This window comes from Glaciimonas sp. PAMC28666 (assembly GCF_016917355.1).
Lineage (GTDB): Bacteria > Pseudomonadota > Gammaproteobacteria > Burkholderiales > Burkholderiaceae_D > Glaciimonas.
This window is the reverse complement of sequence record NZ_CP070304.1, coordinates 2,428,246-2,443,909: the sequence shown is the minus strand read 5'-3', so window position 1 is coordinate 2,443,909 and position 15,664 is coordinate 2,428,246. Positions and strand designations below refer to the sequence as shown.

Annotated in this window: 11 protein-coding genes; 8 read left to right on the top strand and 3 right to left on the bottom strand. The window is 52.0% G+C overall.

Going from position 1 to position 15,664, the window contains the following annotated elements; all coding sequences use genetic code 11:
• The first annotated feature begins 54 nt into the window (after positions 1 to 54).
• A complete protein-coding gene (locus tag JQN73_RS10395) occupies positions 55 to 2,919 on the top strand; it encodes an insulinase family protein (protein ID WP_205322945.1) in 2,865 nt (954 codons plus the stop codon).
• Positions 2,920 to 3,324: 405 nt separating this feature from the next.
• Positions 3,325 to 5,625 carry an EAL domain-containing protein gene (locus JQN73_RS10390; protein WP_205322944.1) on the top strand — a complete coding sequence of 767 codons (2,301 nt, stop codon included), beginning with the start codon at positions 3,325 to 3,327 and terminating at the stop codon, positions 5,623 to 5,625.
• A gap of 226 nt (positions 5,626 to 5,851) precedes the next feature.
• Here JQN73_RS10390 and JQN73_RS10385 read toward each other — a convergent pair whose 3' ends face one another.
• From JQN73_RS10385 to JQN73_RS10375, 3 genes are all read right to left on the bottom strand, one after another.
• Positions 5,852 to 6,133, bottom strand: a complete 282-nt coding sequence (locus tag JQN73_RS10385; RefSeq protein ID WP_240162501.1) for a type II toxin-antitoxin system RelE/ParE family toxin — start codon at positions 6,131 to 6,133, stop codon at positions 5,852 to 5,854.
• Positions 6,130 to 6,420 carry a CopG family ribbon-helix-helix protein gene (locus JQN73_RS10380; RefSeq protein ID WP_205322942.1) on the bottom strand — a complete coding sequence of 97 codons (291 nt, stop codon included), beginning with the start codon at positions 6,418 to 6,420 and terminating at the stop codon, positions 6,130 to 6,132. The genes JQN73_RS10385 and JQN73_RS10380 overlap by 4 nt, the downstream gene beginning before the upstream one ends.
• A gap of 180 nt (positions 6,421 to 6,600) precedes the next feature.
• Positions 6,601 to 7,536: an alpha/beta hydrolase gene (locus tag JQN73_RS10375; RefSeq protein ID WP_205322941.1), complete on the bottom strand. Its 936-nt coding sequence runs from the start codon at positions 7,534 to 7,536 to the stop codon at positions 6,601 to 6,603.
• Positions 7,537 to 7,930: 394 nt separating this feature from the next.
• On the opposite strand from JQN73_RS10375, the gene JQN73_RS10370 reads away from it, so the two are divergent.
• The 6 genes from JQN73_RS10370 to JQN73_RS10345 all read left to right on the top strand — a co-directional run bounded on the left by JQN73_RS10370 (position 7,931) and on the right by JQN73_RS10345 (position 15,651).
• Positions 7,931 to 8,824 (top strand): dienelactone hydrolase family protein, encoded by an 894-nt coding sequence (locus tag JQN73_RS10370; protein ID WP_205322940.1) that lies wholly within the window; start codon positions 7,931 to 7,933, stop codon positions 8,822 to 8,824.
• 233 nt (positions 8,825 to 9,057) lie between these two features.
• A complete protein-coding gene (ssb, locus tag JQN73_RS10365) occupies positions 9,058 to 9,615 on the top strand; it encodes a single-stranded DNA-binding protein (protein WP_205322939.1) in 558 nt (185 codons plus the stop codon).
• A 604-nt stretch (positions 9,616 to 10,219) separates the two neighbouring features.
• Positions 10,220 to 11,980, top strand: coding sequence for a type I secretion system permease/ATPase (locus tag JQN73_RS10360; protein WP_205322938.1), 1,761 nt, complete (start codon positions 10,220 to 10,222; stop codon positions 11,978 to 11,980).
• Between the two features lie 6 nt (positions 11,981 to 11,986).
• Positions 11,987 to 13,372, top strand: a complete 1,386-nt coding sequence (locus JQN73_RS10355; RefSeq protein WP_240162500.1) for an HlyD family type I secretion periplasmic adaptor subunit — start codon at positions 11,987 to 11,989, stop codon at positions 13,370 to 13,372.
• Positions 13,373 to 13,374: 2 nt separating this feature from the next.
• On the top strand, positions 13,375 to 14,748 hold the full coding sequence (locus tag JQN73_RS10350; protein ID WP_205322937.1) for a TolC family outer membrane protein: 1,374 nt from the start codon (positions 13,375 to 13,377) through the stop codon (positions 14,746 to 14,748).
• A gap of 144 nt (positions 14,749 to 14,892) precedes the next feature.
• Positions 14,893 to 15,651 carry a SapC family protein gene (locus JQN73_RS10345; RefSeq protein ID WP_205322936.1) on the top strand — a complete coding sequence of 253 codons (759 nt, stop codon included), beginning with the start codon at positions 14,893 to 14,895 and terminating at the stop codon, positions 15,649 to 15,651.
• The last annotated feature ends 13 nt before the right edge of the window (positions 15,652 to 15,664 follow it).

Below are 15,664 nucleotides of genomic sequence, written 5' to 3'. Positions count from 1 at the left end.
GGTTTTTAAGGCACTATTGAATTTTGGTAACCAAACTACTTAATAATTCAATACATGGCTTTTAAACAAACCCGACTTCATCCCGTTCCTGCACTCCGCGCCGTGGTCGAAGAATACGAAGATTCTTCCTTTGGCGCGCGTCATATTCACCTCCGTACCGACGATCAGGAAATGGTATTTCTGGTCGCTTTTCCTACTATTCCAGAGACCAGCGATGGCCGGGCGCATATTCTGGAGCATTTATCATTATGTGGATCGGCGCGTTTCCCGGTCCGCGACCCGTTTTTCTCGATGACGCGCCGCTCGTTAGGTTGGATGAACGCCCTCACCTATCCAGAGAAAACCGTCTATCCGTTTGCCACGACCGATCGCACCGATTTCTTTAATTTGCTCGACGTCTATCTTGATGCAGCATTTTTCCCGACGCTGGATTACTACGATTTTCTGCAGGAAGGCTGGCGCTACGCTTTTGAAGACGGCAAACTGGTGGTGCAAGGCGTGGTATTAAATGAAATGAAAGGTGCATTTTCGGACCCTATCCGCGCGCTCGATCAAGGTATCAATCAGCATTTATTTCAGAACACCACCTACATGATGGAATCCGGCGGCGATCCGCTGGAAATACCATCGCTCTCGCATGCCGCCTTAAAAGCATTTCACGCAAAACATTACCACCCTTCTCAAGCGGTATTCATGACCGCAGGAAACGTTGACATTGCAGCGGTGCAAGCGATCATCGCCGAACGTGTGCTGACCAAGCTCCCTGCCCGTTCAGAACGTATGCTGCCGCAACTTGCCGCTGCATGGGACGCGCCAAAACAAACGACCATAGTCATCCCCGCGCAAGAAGGTAACGATAATAAATACGGATTTCAGATGAGCTGGCTGCTCGGTGAATCGTCCGATCCTGTGGGCAACATACGCGCCAAATTGCTCGAAGCCGGACTGTTGGGTGATGCCTCTGCGCCGTTGTCACGGGCCATGGAATCCGCCGGATTCGGCCGTCCGTCTGCTCTCAACCATGCAGAAACCAGTTCGCGCCAGATCACTTTTCACACAGGCATGGAAGGATTGAAAAAATCCGAAGTTAACAAGGCCAGAACCCGCATCTGGGACGCTTTGGAAAAAACTGCGGTTGACGGTGTTCCAACATCCACGCTGCAGGCCAGTTTGCGCGACCTCCGTTTTCATCAGCGTGAAATTAAGGGCGGTGGGCTACCGTATGGCCTGCATCTGTTACTCAACGCGCTACCCTTTGAAATGAATGGTGGCGACATCATTCAGGCGTTCGACGCCGAACCTGTTCTTCAACAATTTGACGAAGAAATTAAAGATCCCGCCTTCTTCAAGAAAATGATCCGGGACCTGCTTGATTCCCCGACGCGGCTCGAATCCAGCATATTAGCGGAAGCCAGTTACGGCACCGACCGCATCGAAAAAGAGACCGCGCGCCTGGGGCAAATCGACACCGGTCTGAATGCGGAAGATCGTGCCCGGATAATCAGTGAATCAGCGGAACTGCTTCATCGTCAACGTCAGGCGGTCAACAAAGATGTGCTGCCGCGCATCCGCCCCTCCGACGTTTCACCGGTCCCAAAACCGAGTTTTCCCATCGCCGCCCCGGAACATGGCGCGATCGTCTTACCCATCGCCTCCAACGGTGTGAGTTACGCCTCGATTCTATTTAACGTCTCCGATTTTGCTGCGGATGAATGGTGCTGGCTGAATCTCTATGCCGGATTAATTCCGGACGTTGGCGTCGGCAACAAGAATTACGAAACTGCGAGCGCATGGCGTCAGGACTTAGTCCCTGACTTCGAGGTCAATCTGGATGTGCAACAACCGCTGGCAGTCGACGCCGCATTACGCATTTCCGTCGAGTTCTCCGCCAAAGGCTTGCAAGAAGAACAGGACCAACTCCGCCAGGCATTGCGGGAAACAATCGCAGACGTACGTTTTGATGAGCTTGACCGGCTCGCGTTTTTGATTGATAGCATGGTGCGCGACGTGCAAAGCGATCTGGCAGAAGATGGCAGCCGCTACGCTGCGCTTGCCGCATCCGCGCCGCTGTCCCGTTCGAGCCAGTTCGAAGAAGCCGTGTTTGGCGCTCCAGGATTACCGTTCTATCGTTTTCTGCAGGACCGGATTGCCGATCAAAAGGGCGTTCAGGCGATAGCTAAAAAACTCAAAACGCTGCATCAAAAAGTCATCAGCAGTCAGGTCACGGTATTAGCAGCGGCGGAGCCAGCCGGTATCGCCCTGTTTGGTAAGTCGTTGGCGGCCCCATTTACCGCGCAACCGAGGACAATAGAAAGCACGGCCCGACCTGTAACCGTCCCGCTTGCCAATGCGGCCTTGCATGCCTCCGCACAGGTCAATCATTGTTTCGCAGTATGGGCCGGCCCGACCATCGCTGAACCGGATGCTGCGGCCGTTTCAGTACTGGCTGAGCTGATGACCAATGAGGTCTTGCATAGATCAATCCGTGAAGAAGGCGGAGCATACGGGGCGCAAGCATCGCATGCGGTAGGAACGGGGCTGTTTAGAATGACCTCTTTCCGTGATCCGCGACTATCCGCCACGTATGCCGATTTTGAGCAGGCCATTGCATGGGTATTGTCATCGGAATTGGCTGAAGAAAGCATCGAGGAAGCGATCATTAGCGTCGTCCAGTCGATGGATCAGCCGCGCTCTCCTTACGCCGAAGCGCACAATAGCTGGTCGCGCCAACAGGTCGGCGTCACCGAAGCCATGCGGTTGCAATACCGCCAAAATGTGCTTGGCTGTACCGCGACAGCCATACAAGCTGCAGCGAAAAAATGGTTGCTTGATATCGCACCAAGCCGGGCGGCCTTTGTTGGGAAAACGGATCAGGATATGGCAGGGCTGAATGTCACCAGGCTGGCTTCGCTGCTCTGATCGGCATCCCAAAAGAATGCGATCAAACATTTTGATGCATGAAGCCGGTGGGAACAAAATAACAATGCGGCTATATGAAGTGTGGAAAAAAAGGATTAAAGGTACAAAGCAGAACATACAGCGGAACAAGCAACGGAACAAGCAGAGCACAAAGCAGGATAAAAATCAGGGCATAAAGGGAGCCGATATTATCAGGCCCCCAGGAATCAAAACGATAAGCCTTACCTCTAGACAAATTTTGTACCTTACTCATGAAAAATCGCACTTCATCATTACGTGTTCTCCCCATCCACCCTCCTCAAACCGGGTGCAAAAATATCAATGTAGGTCTAAAAAAACCCTGCACAACCTGCGCTGGTTTTTTTAGTCGCCTCGCTATGCTTTCGCTTTAACGTGGTGCCTCACATGCCAATTAAAGCTGTTATTTTTCGCACGGGTCATGAGTCGCTGCTGATCCTGCTTGTCGCATTCAATTTGTTACTCCTGATTGGATTGTGGGTAGGAATAAACATATACACAAAAAATGAAAGCGCCGCCGCTATCCGTGGTGCTAACAGTGACATGGAAAACCTCGTTCGTGGCTATGAACAATATATTTTAAGGACCCTCCATCACGATGATGAAATGGTCAAGTTTTTGAAATATCAATATGAAAGCAGAAACGGCGCAATCGATCTTCCAGATTTTGTTCAACGAGGCCTGCTCTCGTCCGATGTGCTCGTCCTGGCGTCCATCATTAATGAAAATGGGGATCTGATCGCCACCACCCGTCCAGAACCGTTCGAAAGAGTCAATTTACGCGACCGCGAGCACTTCAACACGCACGTCCTGGTCGACTCCCAACAACTGTTCATCAGCAAGCCGGTCGTGGGCCGCGTCTCAGCAACCGAAACTTTGCAAATGTCTCGCCGCCTAAATCATGCGGACGGAACATTTGCCGGCGTCGTTGTCCTATCAGCTGAACCATCCACCTTCACCGATTTTTATAACAAGGCAGATTTCGGAACGCATGGCCTGATCAGCTTGCTAGGAACCGACGGTTATTATCGCGCCGTCCGCGTTGGCGACACCGCCAAAAGAAACATTACGGTCAACTTTCCGAACACGCTCGCGCTATACAACGCAGCCCACAAATCGGAGGGCCCGGTAGTCATCAATGCGATTGATAACACGCCCCGCATTTCAGCCTTTAGACAACTTGAAGAATATCCCTTTATTGTCAGCGTGGGGATTTCCATGGACGACGTACTGCGCGACGTCAATCTTGCTGCGGTAACGCATTATCGATGGGCCGCTGCTGCCTCATGCCTGATCGTGGGCTTTTTACTACTCACGAGTTTATTAGCCTTCAGGCTCAAAAAACACCAGCTACAAATGGAACACCTGGCGGGTCATGACACGCTCACACAGTTGCCCAATCGCCTGTTATTTCTTCGCAATCTCCAAAATGCGATTAGCAATTTTCAGGAAACTAGCGGCGGTACTGCGGTGTTGTTTATCGACCTCGATAACTTTAAAAACATTAACGATAGCCTTGGCCACGAAACCGGTGACCAGTTGCTGTGTGCCGTGGCCGAACGCCTACAATCTTCCGTACGTAGTTCCGACAGCGTCTTCCGATTAGGGGGCGACGAATTTACGGTGATATTAAATAACTTCACCGACGACCGACTCGCAGTATTAGCTAGCAACCGCATTCTTTCGGCACTGGAACAACCATTTCCCATCAATGACCGACTCCTCTCAATCGGTGCCAGCGTCGGCATCAGCCGCTATCCGCTAGACGGCAACACCACATCCGAATTGCTGCAGCGCGCCGATATCGCAATGTATCAGGCAAAAACCGAACAAAAAGGCGCTTATCGTTTCTTTTCGGCCCGGCTAGGTAATGAAATGGCTGATCGATTGACGCTGGAACAATCCATACGGGAGGGAATTTCCGGCCATGAATTCTTTTTAACTTATCAACCCAAAATAGACCTGCAATCCGAACGCATAGTTGGATTCGAGGCGCTGATGCGCTGGCGGCATCCATCCAAAGGTATCGTATTACCTGGCGAGTTTATTCCTGTGGCAGAAGCAACCGGTCTCATTTTGCAATTAGGGCGGCGCGCATTGGAGATGGCTTGTGCGCAAATGCAGCTTTGGCATCAGGCTGGCCTGGGCTGGATACCGGTCGCGGTCAACGTTTCAGCGCGTCAGTTTAATAGCGATAGTCTGCTGGAAGAAATTGTGGCTGCGGTAGATAATTTTGGCGTGCCTCCGTCTATGCTGGAAGTTGAGCTGACCGAGAGCCTGGTCATGGATGACCCGGTGGCAGCGGAGGCAATTCTGCTTCAATTGCGGGCGATTGGCATCAAGATTTCGATTGATGACTTTGGTGCTGGCCATTCATCGCTGGCGTCGTTGATGAACTTTTCGGTAGATTGCCTGAAAATCGATCGGGCCTTTATCAAGAGTAGTTCGATTGAAATCATTCGCACTGTGATCTCTTTGGCGAAAAGCTTTAATTTGCAGGTTGTCGCGGAGGGCGTCGAAACCAGCGCTCAGCGCGATATGTTGAAGGCGCTTTCTTGCGAAATTGCGCAGGGGTATTTTTATAGCATGCCGCTGGTACCGGAAGAAGTCCCTGCCTTGCTTGAGAAATTTTCCGGTGTGGATTTGTTGAGTCCATTGGCGGATGGGCAGCTTCCGTCGGTTGCTTGAAGCTGGGCTGCGAGGTGGGACTTTTTGCGGGCTTCGTGACGTTAAGTGGCCACATCAATAAGATACCAATTTGATTTATTCTGAGCGAGTCGCTGATTGCCATCAATACGATGGGCGGAAATCCGATGCCCGGCATTTCGGTGCCCGGCAATTCGATGCCCGGCAATTCGATGCCCGGCAATCTCGACATCCGACGCCCGCGCAGGTGGTATTGCCGCGCCGTTGCTTACCTTACTGGCGGCCACTGTCTGGAAGCGTGCAGTACACGTAGGACGCGCACCGAATCACCGGCAATGTCATAAATCAGGAGATAATTTCTATGTGCAATAAGCTCGCGCGTTCCTTGCATCCGACCAAGACGACCGAGCTCCGGGTGATCCACCAGGCGAGTCGCTTTTTCGGATAACAGCTCATCAAGATCAAGCGCTGCGCTCGGGTTGTCGATTGCGATGTACTCTCGAATTGCTTTTCGGTCCTCTCGCGCCAACTGCGCCCAAACCAGTTTCACGAACGAGAACCGATCATTTTGCGTCGCGTTTCGGCGCGCCAAACTTCCGCTTCCGCTTCAACCTCTTCTGCGGACACCACATCGCCAGCATTAGCCGCATCGAGGCCAATTTGTACCTCGCGCCGAAACCAGGAATCATGCTCTGCGGCCTCTTGCTGTTGTTTCACGAAGTCACGCATGAAGTCGCGTAAAAGCTGTGCGCTCGAACGGTCGCGAGATTTCGCTGCGTTAGAGAACTGTTCTTTCAATCCGTCATCGACGCGGAATGTAAAAGTTGCTTCGCTCATGGGGTCATCCTGAGTTGTGTTACAAAGTAATTACATGGTAACACAATAGAAAATCACACCGCAAGGCAAAGGAAAAACCCACCGCGCTATTCGGAGTCCATTGCTTTTCCATGCCTTTAATTCACGCGCATAAAATGCCAAGCGCATTGACCTTTTAGATTGCCTTACAGAAGTCGACGCCTAAGTGATCGGCGAAATCATATGATCCGGCACAGGCTCTCTGGTAATCAGATTAGTGCTGGCATCAACATTTACAACAACACTGCTTGCTACGACTTCATTGACCTTATTAAAATGCGTCGAAAGAAATCCGGCGATGCGGGCTTGTGTTGATTCCAGATAAGGGATGGTACTGTGGTCGGAATCGGGGATGGTTTCGTCTTGTAACACGGAGGTCAGTTTAGCGACCAGTGAGTCCGTGTGTGAACCGGGGACGACGTCGTCGCTGGCTGCGCGAACGATGAAGGTTGGGGCGGATAATAAGGGGGCGTGTTTTACTGAGTCAAAACGATGGCGGAGTACGAAGCCGGGAATTGAGGGAAAGCGCCGCTTTGCGATCGCTAGCAACGAATCATAGGGAGTGATTAAAACCACGGCTGCGACCGGTCTGCTGACCGCCAGCTGGACCGCGACGCCTGAACCCAGGCTGCGGCCGACCACGGCTATTTTGCCAGCGGTGACATGCTGGTGCTCGACCATCCAGTCAAACAACATATGCGCGTCTTCAATCATTTTGAGCTCGCCCGGAATGCCCTCCGAATCGCCGTAGCCACGATAATTAATCGCCAGCACTGTCATGTTCGGAAACATCCGCCACGCGTCTCGCGCTACCCAGGAGACCTCCTCCGAGCGTCCACCAAAATACACCACAGCCGGATGTGGTCCCGGTGCACGCGGGATCAACAACCAGCCCGACAAGCGCGTGCCGTCCATGCTGCGCAACACCACAGGCCGGGTGCGGTGCCCAATGCTTTGCGGGCGTTCCACTTCTTTCACGCGGACCGGTTTAAAAATGAGCTTGCGTTGGGTCACCGCAACAGCAGTGGTAAAAATCAACCACCCCAACGCCACGATACCGCCCATTCCTGTGACTTTTTTGTATTTAATATGTTTCATATGCAGTCGATTGTACGGACCTCTTCCTTATCCTGCGACCATTCATTGGTCAGGAATTGTAACCAGGCAAGGCTTCGGTAGCCTAAGGCTCGAAGCAAAAAAAGGATGAACCGCTGCAGCGATTGTGCCGAAGAAAACAACGAATGTGAGAACGTTCCTATGCGCATATCGACAACACCGCAACGTTTCAAAAAAGCAAAAACCACGCACCAAAAATAAATAGAACCTGTTGCAAGAATATACAGATACTCTACTCTGACTTTGCGCAAACGCGTTGACATCTGTCGTTTTTTATTTCGTTCGTGCACATGTTGGCGTAATAGCGCAACGCAATGATCGACAACGTATGCGGCCGAACAGCCGTGTGCATTTCACTTACCGCGGGCGAATCCTGATGCAAAACAAATTAAAATATGTAGCCGTTGGCCTGATGGCAGCGCTACTCACTGCCCTGTGCCTGGCGCAAGCGCCAAATCTGGATGTCGCGTTGGGCGAGCAGATGGTAATGGTCCCGGTCGGCTCCGGAATTTTTGGCGTTAAGCTGGAAACTACCATTTTCAAACCGCCCGGCAACGGCCCATTTCCCCTATTGATGATGAATCACGGCAAGGCACCCGGCGACACGCATTTTCAACCGCGGGCACGTTACCTCGCCATCAGCCGGGAGTTCGTCAAACGCGGCTATGCAGTGGTCATCCCGATGCGTAAAGGGTTCTCTCAGTCAACCGGTCTGTACGTCGCCGGAGGTTGCAATATCGCTGGCAATGGCCGCGCCCAAGCCGATGATCTGCAAGATGCGCTGGAATACGCGTTGGCCCAGCCTTGGGTTGATAAAAGTCGCATCGTGATTGCCGGCCAATCGCACGGCGGGTTGACCACGATGGCGTTCGGCTCACGCAACTTTCCAGGCGTCAAGGGCCTGATTAATTTTGCAGGAGGACTGCGGCTTGAAAGTTGTACGTGGCGGACTGCGCTGGTCGATGCGTTTGCCGATTATGGCGCCACAACCAAAGTGCCAAGTGTGTGGTTTTATGGCGCAAACGATAGTTACTTCAGCCCCGATGTCGCCGCAAAAATGCTTGCCGCGTATAACGCAGCTGGCGGCCACGCAACATTAATTGCCTATGGCCCGTTTAAAAACGATTCGCACGGCATGAGCAACAGCCGGGACGGTGTAGCAATCTGGTGGCCGGAAACAGAAAAGTTTTTAAAGGCAATCGGCATGCCGACCGAGGTACTGGCTGTCCCTGTGAACGCCTCCCCCGGCGCTGGCGCGAATATAAACTGACGCCAATAAGGAAACTGATCCACGCCCGATGCGCGCGCAGGCAACAAAGCGTCCTTCAGGCGGCATACTTTAGAATGACGAATGTTGAGGGTTTATTTGCGCGCCTATTCTGAGCGGTATTACATTGCTATAGCTTATAATCTCCTCCGGCACGAAAATTTTACCGCAGCGTGGTAAGCCAGCTACCGCGGTTACACATTACATTACAGTTAACCAAGTTTTAGGAGAAATATATGGCGTCGGTCAATAAAGTCATCATCGTCGGTAATCTGGGCCGCGATCCGGAAACCCGCTACATGCCTAACGGCGAAGCGGTAACAAACATCGCCGTAGCGACGACGGAAAGCTGGAAAGACAAGAATAGTGGTGAAAAGAAAGAATTGACCGAATGGCATCGTATTACTTTCTATCGAAAGTTAGCTGAAATCGCCGGCCAGTATCTGAAAAAAGGCTCGCAAATCTATATCGAAGGTCGTCTGCAAACACGCAAATGGCAAGATAAAGAAGGCGTCGAGCGCTACACCACCGAAATCATCGCAGACTCCATGCAAATGTTGGGAAGTCGTCAAGGTCAGGGTGGTTCCTCGATGGATGACGGCGGTTACGATGGCGGCGACGCACCGCGCCAAAGCAGCGGTGGCAACGCTGGTGGTGGCTCGTCATACAACAATGCGCCGTCTGGTAATGCCCCTTCCCGTCCCGCGCAAGCCCCTCCATCCCGTCCTGCGCAAGCGCCCGCTTCACGGCCTGCGCCAAATTTCTCGGATATGGACGACGATATTCCGTTCTGATTGCCACTTAATTAGATTTGCAAACGAAGCCCGCTAAGCCATCGACTTAGCGGGCTTTTTTCATTCCTGCGCTGCGCCTGACCTATCGGATAGTCCGGGTCGGCTAAATGGTCCGATGGCAAGTCCCCTTTGTCAATCCCGATATGGCTGCCCCCGCAACCGTTGGACGCCAACGCGAAAAATTCTAGGCCCCGGTGAGGCATATAAATCCACGTTCCGAAGAATAACCAGATGACCTTCATTGCAATTAGGGCATTCACATAAAATCTATCCGCAATGTGACGACCATCACATAGATTGCTTTACCAACAATTAAAAATCGTTTATTTGTTAAATACAACGATTTATTCACAAAATTTCACAAATTTGTGACAAATATCACATTCCTATGTAATATCCGCTCATCAACATAATCATATTCTCAAATATACCCACTCCGTGGAACCTATTCATCGCTTGCGTCACACCGCGCTTTATCAAGAGCGCCTGTTAAAGCGTCTACCGGTCTGTACTTCCTTCTGTTTTAACGTTTTTGCCGCTGCCGTTTCTGCGACGTGTTCGCCGCTTTCGGTGCTTACTTCCTTATGTCAAATGCAGGTGCGTAATGTCCAAATTTGAAATCCCCAAAAACGAAATTGCCCAAGCCCTGCTCGGCTTTAAAAAGGTGTTTCGCACTATCGGTGTGTTCAGCGCCATCATCAATTTGCTGATGTTGGTGCCGTCGCTATACATGTTGCAGGTGTATGACCGTGTGCTAGGCAGCCGCAATGAAATCACTTTGTTGATGCTGACATTGATGATGTTAGGGGCGTTCCTGGTGATCAGCGCGCTGGAACTCATCCGCAGCTTCATCCTGGTCCGGATGGCAGCGCATATGGACATGACGCTGAACCGCCGCGTGTATACAGCAGCCTTTGAGCAAAACCTGAAACGTGGCGGCGGTAATGCCGGGCAGGCCTTAGCTGACTTAACCAACATTCGTCAATTCATGACCGGCAATGCGTTGTTTGCTTTCTTCGATGCGCCGTGGTTTCCGATATATTTGCTCGTGATTTTTCTCTTTGATCCTTGGTTAGGTCTGTTCTCTGCCTGCGGTTCGGCGATTTTGGTCGCATTGGCATTTATCAACGAAAAGGTTTCGCACAAACCGTTAGCACAAGCCAACACACTGGCCATCGCATCAAGCAATCTGGCTACCAACAATTTACGCAATGCCGAAGTCATCGAGGCAATGGGGATGCTGCCTAACCTGCAAGCTCGGTGGTTTAGATTGCATAGCAAGTTTTTGCAACTGCAGGCCGAAGCCAGTGAAAAAGCCGGCATCGTCGGTGCAGTCACCAAGTTCACCCGCAATTCATTGCAGTCACTGGTTCTGGGAGTCGGCGCATGGCTGGCGATTGACGGTCATATCACGCCAGGGATGATGATTGCGGCGTCAATTTTGATGGGTAAGGCCCTGAGTCCGGTTGAGCAAGTCATCGGCGTCTGGAAAAACTTTTCCAATACCCGCAGCGCGTATGAGCGTCTGACGACATTACTCACCGACAACCCGCCGCGCCGCGCCGGAATGGAACTACCTAAACCACAAGGCGCGATTTCGGTCGAAAGCCTGATCGCTGCGCCACCGGGTGCGAGGGTTCCTGTGTTGCGCGGTGTAACTTTTGCCATTGGCGCTGGTGATGTGCTTGGCGTGATTGGCCCTAGTGGTGCAGGCAAGTCGACTCTGGCACGTTTATTAGTGGGCGTATGGCCGGCATTGCAAGGCAAAGTGCGACTCGACAACGCCGATATCTATCAATGGAATAAAGACGAGCTAGGTCCGAACATCGGCTACCTGCCGCAAGATATTGAATTGTTTGGCGGCACCGTCGCCGAAAACATTGGTCGTTTCGGTCCGCCGGATGCGGAGAGAATCACCATTGCGGCACAGCGTGCTGGCGTGCATGACATGATTTTGCACTTACCACAAGGCTACGACACGATACTCGGCGATGGCGGTGCAGGCTTGTCCGGTGGACAAAAGCAACGGCTCGGTCTGGCCCGCGCAATGTATGGTGATCCAGCAGTACTGGTGCTGGACGAACCAAACTCAAATTTGGACGATATCGGTGAAAAAGCTCTGGTCGACGCCATAGCTGACCTGCGCGCACGCGGTAAGACAATCGTGTTGATTACGCATCGCACCAGCATCATCGGCATTACCAATAAGTTACTGCTGATCCGCGACGGTCTGGTGGAAATGTTCGGCCCTACCGATCAGGTATTGGGAGAACTGCAGCGCAACCAGCAACCAGTCAGCTCAGCGGCACCGGCAGCAGCACCAAACGTCGCAGCACAGCCCCGCGTGGCCGTGGTAAACATTTAAACGGGAATGATGATGAAGTTATTGCGCAACTATGATAAAACCGCCGTCACCGATGTAAGCAAGGTACACGACGTTGTGGTACACGACGCACGGCCGCTCGAGGTAAAAACTGATCCGGCCAGTTATGCAAAGCTAGGCTGGTGGATCGTCCTGGCAGGCGTTGGTGGATTTTTCCTATGGGCCTTTTTTGCCCCGCTCGATAAGGGTGTACCGGTCTCAGGGACCGTTACCGTTACTGGCAATCGGAAATCAATCCAGCATCCGACCGGCGGCCGCGTCGATGAGATTCTGGTAAAAGAAGGTGATGTCGTCAAAGCTGGTCAGATGCTGGTCAAGATGAATGATGTGACAGTGAAGGCAGCAGCGATGATGACGCGCGGCCAGCTGTACAACGATCTCGCGATCGGTGCGCGCCTGCAAGCTGAACGCGATAACAAATCCACCATCGCTGTACCAGCCGCACTGGCAGCGGCAGAGAAAACCGATCCATCAGTGGTCAACGACATCAGTCTGCAAAGACAATTGTTTAGCGCTCGCGTCGCCGCACTGCACAATGAACTGGCAGGCAGCGATCAAAGCGTTGCAGGTCTCAAGTTGCAACTGGCAGGTTTGACGGATTCGATGAAAAACAAGCAGGACCAACTGGTGCTCATCAAGGAACAACTGGTCGGCATGCGGGATCTGGCCAAAGATGGCTATATTGCGCGTAATCGTTTGCTCGACGTAGAACGGACTTATTCACAGATGAACGGTGCCGTGTCCGAAGATCTCGGCAATATCGGCCGCTCAAAAAGCCAGATTCTCGAACAAGCTTTGCGCCGTGCGCAACGCCTGGACGAGTATCAAAAAGAAGTACGGACCCAACTTTCTGAAATAGAAAAAGAAACCGACGCGTTGCAAAATCGATTGGTCAGTCAAGATTATGACCTGGCGAACAGCACCCTGACTGCCCCCGTAAGCGGGACGGTTGTCGGACTGGCGATTTTTACCCAGGGCGGCGTCGTCCAGCCCGGCTTTCGGATGATGGACATCGTCCCGAATGACGAGCCATTGATCGTCGAGGGACAGATTCCGGTGAATCTGATTGATAAGGTGCACGTCGGTCTGAAACTGGAAATGATTTTTTCCGCCTTCAACCAGAACCAGACACCGCATATCCCGGGCATCATTACCGAGGTCTCTGCAGATCGTCTGACGGACGAACGAACCGGCGCGCCATTTTACAAATTTCATGCACAGGTATCCCCTAAAGGCTTACCGCTGATCAAAAATCTGGCGATTCGTCCCGGTATGCCGGTCGAGCTCTTTGTCAAGACGGGCGAACGCTCAATGATCAGCTATCTCTTGAAGCCGATCCTGGATCGCGCCAAGACATCAATGACGGAGGAATGAGCATGACTATCTGTAGAGCGCCCTGGTTGGCGATTTGTGGGGCAGCGCTTGGGTTAGGCATGGGCATCACCAGCATCAACGGCGCTGCTGCGCCGCTGACTTTGCTGGGAGCGTATCAAGCCGCATTGCAAAATGATCCAACCTATCGCGGCGCGATTTATGAAAACCAGGCAGGGCAGGAAAACAAGAATATTGGTCGTTCGTATCTGCTGCCAAAGGTAGCGTTAACATATGCGACCAACGTGAACCAGACGGAAATAGTCACGACCCAGCTTTATCAGGGCCAGAACTACAGCACCGCAACCAATCCATCTTACGTTGGTATGAATGCGGCCCTGACTTTACGCCAGCCGATTATCAATTTTGAAGCGCTGTCTTTGTACAAACAAAGTCTCGCCAAAGCCAATTACAGCACCGCACAATTTGCAGCACGCGGGCAAGATCTCGTGTTGCGTGTGGTTGGTGCGTATGCAGACGCGCAATATACCGAAGACCAGTTAAAACTGGCAGTAGCACAGCGTGATGCATATCAGGAACAGCAAGTGGTCAACGACCGCCTGCTGAAAAGTGGCGAAGGCACGGTGACCGACCAACTGGAGACCCAGGCGCGCTCATCATTGGCCGAAGCCCAGGTGATTGAGGCGCAAGACAATTTAGCTACAGCACGCAATACGCTGGGGGGAATCGTCGGGCTACCAGTCACCGAATTAGCCCCGTTGAACAAAAATTTCAAGCTATTGCCAATTCAGCCAACCACTTTCGACGAATGGCAGAACATGGCGATGCGTGAAAATGCAGAAATTGTTGCATTGAATGCTAGCGTTGAAGTGGCGCGGCAGGAAATCAATCGTCAACGTTCCGGTCATGCTCCCGCGATGGATTTTGTGGCCAGTTATGGCCGCCAAAAATCCGCCTCCACAAATACCTATAACCAGGATACCAAGGTCGGAACGATTGGCATTGAGCTGACCATTCCGTTGTTTTCTGGCGGTTATGTCAGCGCGTCAACCCGCCAGGCAGTCGCAAATTACGAAAAAGTCCGTAGTGATCTCGACGTAAAAATCAGTCAACTATCGATCGAGTTGCACAAGCAGTACGGTTTGATTTTGAGCAGTTCGCCACGGATTAATGCCTTGATCAAATCAACAGAGTCAGCGCGCTTGCTGATCACCGCGACCAGAGAAAGCATTAAGGGCGGGACCCGGATCAATCTGGACCTGCTAAACGCAGAACAGCAGTTATATACCTCAGAGCGCGATCTGGCGCTGGCCCGGTATAACTATCTGCTTGCCTATCTGCGTTTGCGTAACGCAGCCGGCACACTGGCGACGCAAGATTTAATGGATGTCAGTGCATCGTTTATGCCGGCCGGATAAGTCTCTCCATCCAAGCCGTAGCGACAAAGGTTTCGCTCCCCTCTTCCGCTAGCGGAAAAGGGGAATTCGCGTTTAATACAGCAGTGAATTAATCCGCTTTACCCTGACAGTCATTTTATTTTTCATTCTTCGGGAGTCGTTCTCATGGCCATCCATGCGCTGTCTAATGTTGCACATCGTCAGTTGCGTTTCCAGAACCTGGCTGATCCTTATACGTTCGTCAAAGATAAGGTATTGGCGTCGCTAGTCATATCTGAGCTAGTGCACGTATTGCGGCACATGCCGATTGTGTTTGGGCTGAACGATGGTAAGGCATCGCTGGTAGGCCTGATGGGACTGAGCGAGAGCGAAAATCTGTTTATCAATCAGCGTGGCACCTGGCAAGGCGGCTATATTCCTGCTGTGTTGCGATCAGTACCCTTTGGGTTGGCACCGGGCGAAACGCCTGAATCCCCAATAGTAGTCATTAATTTAGATGCCGGACACTTTAGCGAAAGCCATGGAATCCGGTTGTTCGATGATGAAGGCAATCTCAGCGAATTTTTGACCGGAATGCTTAATTTTCTTAATGCCTACAAAGAAAATGAAGTGGCCACAGCGCTAGCGCTCACCAGCATCGTCGCAGCCGAGATTCTGATTCCCTGGGAATTGAATATCACCACGCCCGATGGGCAGCCGCGCCTGATTGCCGGGCTGTTTCAAATCGACATGCCCAAGTTCAATGCCCTCAATGCCGATACGCTCGCCAGCCTGCATGCTACCGGTGCGTTGGGACTGATTTATGCGCATCAGCACTCGTTACAGAATGTCAGCACCCTGGAAAAAATGGCGCGAGAAAAAGAGCCTGTGATTCCCTCAACGATCGAATTCGATTTGCTGAAGGAGGATTACCTGAGATTTTAACGACAAGCCAGGC

Coding starts and splice junctions, on each gene's coding strand:
- JQN73_RS10390 (WP_205322944.1), top strand. CDS start 3,325: ATGCCAATTAAAGCTGTTATTTTTCGCACGGGTCATGAGTCGCTGCTG.
- JQN73_RS10345 (WP_205322936.1), top strand. CDS start 14,893: ATGGCCATCCATGCGCTGTCTAATGTTGCACATCGTCAGTTGCGTTTC.
- JQN73_RS10380 (WP_205322942.1), bottom strand. CDS start 6,420: ATGAGCGAAGCAACTTTTACATTCCGCGTCGATGACGGATTGAAAGAA.
- JQN73_RS10355 (WP_240162500.1), top strand. CDS start 11,987: ATGATGATGAAGTTATTGCGCAACTATGATAAAACCGCCGTCACCGAT.
- JQN73_RS10370 (WP_205322940.1), top strand. CDS start 7,931: ATGCAAAACAAATTAAAATATGTAGCCGTTGGCCTGATGGCAGCGCTA.
- JQN73_RS10375 (WP_205322941.1), bottom strand. CDS start 7,536: ATGAAACATATTAAATACAAAAAAGTCACAGGAATGGGCGGTATCGTG.
- ssb (WP_205322939.1), top strand. CDS start 9,058: ATGGCGTCGGTCAATAAAGTCATCATCGTCGGTAATCTGGGCCGCGAT.
- JQN73_RS10360 (WP_205322938.1), top strand. CDS start 10,220: ATGTCCAAATTTGAAATCCCCAAAAACGAAATTGCCCAAGCCCTGCTC.
- JQN73_RS10395 (WP_205322945.1), top strand. CDS start 55: ATGGCTTTTAAACAAACCCGACTTCATCCCGTTCCTGCACTCCGCGCC.
- JQN73_RS10350 (WP_205322937.1), top strand. CDS start 13,375: ATGACTATCTGTAGAGCGCCCTGGTTGGCGATTTGTGGGGCAGCGCTT.